Genomic DNA, 545 nt, shown 5'->3' with positions numbered 1-545 from the left:
CGGGCCGTGCAGGCGGTCATCACCGACCTGGAGAGCGCCGGCTACCTCACCCGCACCCGGCACGGCCGCCGCAACCACTACCGCATCGCCCGCCACACACACTTCCGCCACCCCGCCGAAGCCCAGCACGAGATCTCCGGCTTCCTGGAGATGTTCGCCGACCTCTCACCGCCCACCGGCACCGACGGCACACCCGACGGCCGTCCCGACGACCGGCACGGCCACAGGCACGAGCGCGACAGGGACTACTGATCCGGCCCACCGAACGGATCCCGCGCCACGCAGGGAGGACACCGATGACCGACACCGACACCCTCAACGGCGACGACACCCTGCCGGCCGCGGCCGCCACCAAACTCGCCGAGCTGAAGCGCCTGGCCTGCGCCGCAGTGGACCACTGGAACAACGGCGACCACAAGAGCGCGTACGACGCCCTCGGCGCCGCCATGCCGGCCGCCGCCGCGGCCGCCACCGCCCTGAACCTCCTGCTCGAACTCGACCGGGCCTCGGCCCGCACCGGGGAAAGGGAGCGCAGCCCCCACGAC

At 73.0% G+C, this 545-nt stretch carries 1 protein-coding gene and 1 pseudogene; both read left to right on the top strand.

From position 1 onward, the window contains the following. Positions 1-252, top strand: a pseudogene (locus ABD353_RS40115) (hypothetical protein); the annotation flags it as partial. Between the two features lie 44 nt (positions 253-296). Beyond that, a partial coding sequence (locus tag ABD353_RS40110; RefSeq protein ID WP_344628625.1) for a hypothetical protein occupies positions 297-545 on the top strand: 249 nt, incomplete at its 3' end.

The organism is Kitasatospora arboriphila, from assembly GCF_039528095.1.
Taxonomy (GTDB): Bacteria; Actinomycetota; Actinomycetes; order Streptomycetales; family Streptomycetaceae; genus Kitasatospora; species Kitasatospora arboriphila.
This window is presented reverse-complemented; position numbering and strand designations above follow the sequence as displayed.